This window comes from Aestuariivirga sp., from assembly GCF_044239095.1.
Classification (GTDB): domain Bacteria; phylum Pseudomonadota; class Alphaproteobacteria; order Rhizobiales; family Aestuariivirgaceae; genus Aestuariivirga.
In genome coordinates, this window is the sequence record NZ_JBIICB010000341.1 from 1 (window position 1) to 4,002 (window position 4,002).

General features: G+C 64.6%; 6 protein-coding genes and 2 pseudogenes. 3 read left to right on the plus strand and 5 right to left on the minus strand.

Annotated features, from left to right (window positions below; all coding sequences use genetic code 11):
• Positions 1 to 406: 406 nt before the first annotated feature.
• Positions 407 to 856 carry an iron-sulfur cluster assembly scaffold protein gene (locus tag ACILRA_RS20690; RefSeq protein ID WP_395663941.1) on the minus strand — a complete coding sequence of 150 codons (450 nt, stop codon included), beginning with the start codon at positions 854 to 856 and terminating at the stop codon, positions 407 to 409.
• A gap of 142 nt (positions 857 to 998) precedes the next feature.
• On the opposite strand from ACILRA_RS20690, the gene folE reads away from it, so the two are divergent.
• Both folE and hisI read left to right on the plus strand, forming a co-directional pair.
• The gene (gene folE, locus ACILRA_RS20695; protein ID WP_395663942.1) at positions 999 to 1,625 is read left to right on the plus strand and encodes a GTP cyclohydrolase I FolE; all 627 of its coding nucleotides are present in this window, start codon (positions 999 to 1,001) and stop codon (positions 1,623 to 1,625) included.
• Positions 1,626 to 1,994 carry a phosphoribosyl-AMP cyclohydrolase gene (gene hisI, locus ACILRA_RS20700; RefSeq protein WP_395663943.1) on the plus strand — a complete coding sequence of 123 codons (369 nt, stop codon included), beginning with the start codon at positions 1,626 to 1,628 and terminating at the stop codon, positions 1,992 to 1,994. It begins immediately after the preceding gene.
• On the opposite strand, the gene ACILRA_RS20705 is transcribed toward hisI, so the two are convergent.
• The 3 genes and pseudogenes from ACILRA_RS20705 to ACILRA_RS20715 all read right to left on the minus strand — a co-directional run bounded on the left by ACILRA_RS20705 (position 1,991) and on the right by ACILRA_RS20715 (position 3,190).
• Complete coding sequence (locus tag ACILRA_RS20705) at positions 1,991 to 2,200, minus strand: CBS domain-containing protein (protein WP_395663946.1); 210 nt, start codon at positions 2,198 to 2,200, stop codon at positions 1,991 to 1,993. The two genes, hisI and ACILRA_RS20705, sit on opposite strands and share 4 nt — an antisense overlap.
• Before the next feature lie 54 nt (positions 2,201 to 2,254).
• Positions 2,255 to 2,428: pseudogene (locus tag ACILRA_RS20710) on the minus strand (CBS domain-containing protein); the annotation flags it as partial.
• Positions 2,429 to 2,464: 36 nt separating this feature from the next.
• Entirely contained in the window at positions 2,465 to 3,190 is a 726-nt protein-coding gene (locus ACILRA_RS20715) for a rhomboid family intramembrane serine protease (protein ID WP_395663944.1), read from the minus strand.
• A gap of 93 nt (positions 3,191 to 3,283) precedes the next feature.
• On the opposite strand from ACILRA_RS20715, the gene ACILRA_RS20720 reads away from it, so the two are divergent.
• On the plus strand, positions 3,284 to 3,880 hold the full coding sequence (locus ACILRA_RS20720) for a PAS domain-containing protein (RefSeq protein ID WP_395663945.1): 597 nt from the start codon (positions 3,284 to 3,286) through the stop codon (positions 3,878 to 3,880).
• Here the strand turns inward: ACILRA_RS20720 and ACILRA_RS20725 are convergent.
• Positions 3,877 to 4,002, minus strand: a pseudogene (locus tag ACILRA_RS20725) (IS630 family transposase); the annotation flags it as partial. The gene ACILRA_RS20720 and the pseudogene ACILRA_RS20725 overlap by 4 nt on opposite strands.

The following is a 4,002-nucleotide window of genomic DNA, read 5'->3' on the forward strand; positions in this document are numbered from 1 at the left end:
GGGAGAAGGTGCCCGAAGGGCGGATGAGGGCCTGTCTCCGCGAGTCTTGCCGCCCGAAAGAGGCCCTCATCCGGCCTGTCGGCCACCTTCTCCCATCGCGTCGCGACGGGAGAAGGGAATTGTCACTACCAGTCCCTTCTCCCGTTGCGCAGCAATGGGAGAAGGTCCCCGAAGGGGGGATGAGGGCCTGTCTCCGCGAGTCTTGCCGCCCGAAAGAGGCCCTCATCCGGCCTGTCGGCCACCTTCTCCCATCCTTCGGACGGGAGAAGGGAAAACTTTGAGATTTTTTCCCTTCTCCCGTCGCCCTGCGATGGGAGAAGGGAATGCAGGTTTCAATAATTTCCCCTTCTCCCGTTGCGCAGCAATGGGAGAAGGTGCCCGAAGGGCGGATGAGGGCTCTTGCCTCTCAGGCCCGGGCGGGTTGCTGCTGGCTGGCCTCGATCTGGTTCACGGCATCGACGACCGCGTCGAAGGTGAGAAGCGTGGAGGCGTGGCGGGCCTTGAAGTCACGCACGGGCAGGAGCGCTTCCAGATCTGCCCACTTGCCGGAGGGGGCTGGGCCCTCCTCCTTCAGCATGCGGTAGACCTGATCGCGGACGGCGCGGAGTTCGGCGGGGGTCGAGCCCACCACATGGCGGGCCATGATGGAGGACGAGGCCTGGCCCAGGGCGCAGGCCTTCACCTCATGGCCGAAATCGCTGACCACCCCGTCCTTCATGCTGAGGTCGACCGTTACCTTGGAGCCGCACAGGCGGGAATGGGCGACCGCGGTTGCGCCGGGCGCGTCCAAGCGTTGCAACCGGGGAATATCTGCCGCGAAGCCCAGGATCTTGCGGTTGTAGATGTCGTCGATCATCTGAGTATCCTATCGCAAGCGCATTCTGCCGCAAACCGTCGTTTGGCGGTTTGCCTTTCAGGTTCCGGCCATGATATGGGGGCCGCAGTACCGGGCGGGCAAGCGCCTACAGGATATTGAGTGAAGAGTGAAGCCAGGACCCATGGACGCAGTCATCAAGAAGATCCCCACGAAGCCGGTGAAGCGGCCCAGCCAGGAGGAAGCGGAAGCCGCGGTGCGCACGCTGCTCGCCTGGGCGGGCGACAACCCGGACCGCGAGGGCCTGCTCGATACCCCGAAGCGCGTGGTCAAGGCGTTCCGGGAGTATTTCTCGGGCTATGAGGAGGATCCGGCGGAGGCCCTCTCCCGCACCTTCGAGGATGTGGGCGGCTACGACGACATCGTGATGCTGCGCGACATCGAGTTCAACTCACATTGCGAGCACCACATCGCCCCCTTCGTGGGCCGCGTGCATGTGGCCTATCTTCCGACGCGCGCGGTGGTGGGCATCTCCAAGCTGGCCCGCGTCGTCGAGATCTATGCGCGGCGGCTCCAGACGCAGGAGACGATGACGGCGCAGATCGCCAATTCGATTTCGGATGCGCTGAACCCGCGCGGCGTGGCCGTGCTGGTGGAGGCTGTTCACACCTGCATGTCGATGCGGGGCGTGGGCAAGCGCAATGTTGCGACCATCACCACGCAATTCACCGGCGAGTTCAAGTCCAACCCGGTGCTGCAGGCGCGCTTCATGGAACTGCTGAGGGCGCCCTCCAACGGCTTCTCGCTCTGAATGGCCGGGGGCCTCGAGGACACCACGGCCTTCACGCCGCGGTTTGACTCCATGGGGCTCATTCCCGCCATCGTGACCGATGCGCGCGACGGCACGGTGCTGATGTTCGCCTATATGAACGCAGAGTCGCTGAAGCTGACGCAGGAGACGGGCCTTGCGCATTTCTGGAGCCGCTCGCGCCAGTCCCTCTGGAAAAAGGGCGAGACATCGGGCGAGCTGTTGCAGGTGGTCGAGATCCTCACCGACTGCGACCAGGACGTGCTGCAGGTGAAGGCTGAGCCCCAGGGCAAGGGCGTCTCCTGCCACACAGGCCGGCGCAGCTGCTTCTACCGCAGGCTCGAGGGCGGCAGGCTGAGTTTCATCGGTTAGCCCGCCGAGGCGATGTAGGTCTTCATTTCTTCCGCCTCACGCTCGACTGCTTCCATGCGGAGCTTCACCACGTCGCCGATGGACACCATGCCGGCGAGGCGGCCGCCCGACACCACGGGAAGGTGGCGGATGCGGTTCTCCGTCATCATCTGCATCAGTTCGGCTTCGGAATCCGAGGGATCGCATGTCGTGACCTTGACGGTCATGATGTCTGCGGCGGTCTTGCCGAGAATGCCCGGCCCATCGCCCGCGATGGCGCGCACCACGTCGCGCTCCGAGACGATGCCGGCGATGCCGCCATCTCCGCCGACAACCACCACGGCACCGATGCGGTGGCGGGACAGGGTATCGACGATCTTCTGGACACTGTCAGCGGGTGAGACGGTGACCACGTCCGACCCTTTCTGCCTGAGGATGTGAGCAACTGCCATGAGAGCCTCCTTCCTGCGACGAGAACGGGGGCAAGTGTATCACAGTTTCGGGGCTGGTGCACGCGCGCGCGGGGCGAGCGCGTAGAAGGCGAGAAGCCCGCCCACGAAGCCGCCGAGATGCGCCTCCCAGGCGATGCCGCCCTCCGACATGAAGGAATTGCCCGTCCAGCCCGCAGCGCCCGAGAACAGGGTGAGCGCCAGCCAGATGGCGGTGAACATCAGCGCGCGCGGGCTCGCCAGGAACTCACTGAAGGTGAGCGGCCTGGCGCCGCCCATGACGCGCTTTCCATACATGAGGGGAATGGCCGCCGCGAGCAGGCCCGAGACTGCGCCTGAGGCGCCGATCACGAAGACCATCTGGCCCCAGTGCAGCGCGATGCTGGCGAGCGCCCCCACGAGACCGGCCGCGAGGCAGACCAGCAGGAAACGCGGCGAGCCCAGATAGCGCGCGACGGGCGTTCCGAACACGAGAAGCCAGAGCGAATTGAAGGTCAGATGCATCCAGTCGCCATGGAGCAGCATATAGGTGAAAGGCGACCAGTATGCCGCACCCGCGGGCATGGGAAAGCCCGGGTCCGTGAAGCGCACCGGGTTGAGCGCCAGCGCGTAAAGCGACCAGACCTGCCAGCCCTCACCCAGAATGAAGAGGAGCACGTGCACCGCCACCAGAACCGCGATCACCGCCAGGACGGCCGCTGGCGCATTGAACACAGGCGCCGTGCTGGCGCTGCTCCGGACTCCATCGGGAGGGATTTGATCGGACACGTTGAAATCCTGTTTCTGGCACGAAGGCTGCATCGCACGTGCCATAAAGGTCAATAATGAAACACCGGAGGACCGCTCCGGAACGAGGGTGGGATGTGGGTTAGCGAGGAGCCGCGGGCAAGCCAAGAGGAAAGAGTCCATCCCTTCAGCAGCATGCTGCTCAAGGCCTGGGAGGCGATGCGAGGCGAACGCTCTGCCCCGCGCCGGGAGGATCTCGATCTGAAACAGGTGCGCAAGCTGATGCCGGGGCTGTTCATTGCGGAACAGGATGCCCCGTCCGGGGATTTTCTCTGGCGGCTGGCCGGAACCGCCGTGACGGCCCTGATGGAACGCGAGGTGACGGGCCGCAGCATCACCGAAGGCTGGGACAGCTTCGAGAGCGGAACAATCCGCCGCTTCCTGTCCGGGGTGAGCGGCACGCACCGGCCCGGCCTGCTGCGCATGCGCTTCCTGACCGACCGCGGCCAGTGGATCGTGGCGGAAATGGTGGCCATGCCGCTGATGTCGGCGGATGGCCAAACGACCCAGGTGCTGGGCGGGCTCTTCGCCTTCCCCGATCCGGACTTGAAGCATTATGAGTCATTGAAGGGGCGCGAGTTACTGTCCGCGCGCCAAGCGGACGGGGAACGGGCGGCCGCCCCCTCCCCCGCTCCGGGCCGCTTCCGCGTGATCAACGGCGGGCGAGGCTAGTGTCCTGATTCCGAAGTTTTTGCGATTTGATTTTGTCTGAGGCAGAAACGTTTGATGGCGGCGAGGATGTCATCGGCGGACTTTGTCCATACGAAGGGCTTGGGTCTTTCGTTATGTGTTTT

Excerpts from the sequence above, each read along its gene's own strand:
- ACILRA_RS20690 (WP_395663941.1), bottom strand. The coding sequence starts at position 856 with ATGATCGACGACATCTACAACCGCAAGATCCTGGGCTTCGCGGCAGAT.
- folE (WP_395663942.1), top strand. The coding sequence starts at position 999 with ATGGACGCAGTCATCAAGAAGATCCCCACGAAGCCGGTGAAGCGGCCC.
- hisI (WP_395663943.1), top strand. The coding sequence starts at position 1,626 with ATGGCCGGGGGCCTCGAGGACACCACGGCCTTCACGCCGCGGTTTGAC.
- ACILRA_RS20705 (WP_395663946.1), bottom strand. The coding sequence starts at position 2,200 with ATGACCGTCAAGGTCACGACATGCGATCCCTCGGATTCCGAAGCCGAA.
- ACILRA_RS20720 (WP_395663945.1), top strand. The coding sequence starts at position 3,284 with ATGTGGGTTAGCGAGGAGCCGCGGGCAAGCCAAGAGGAAAGAGTCCAT.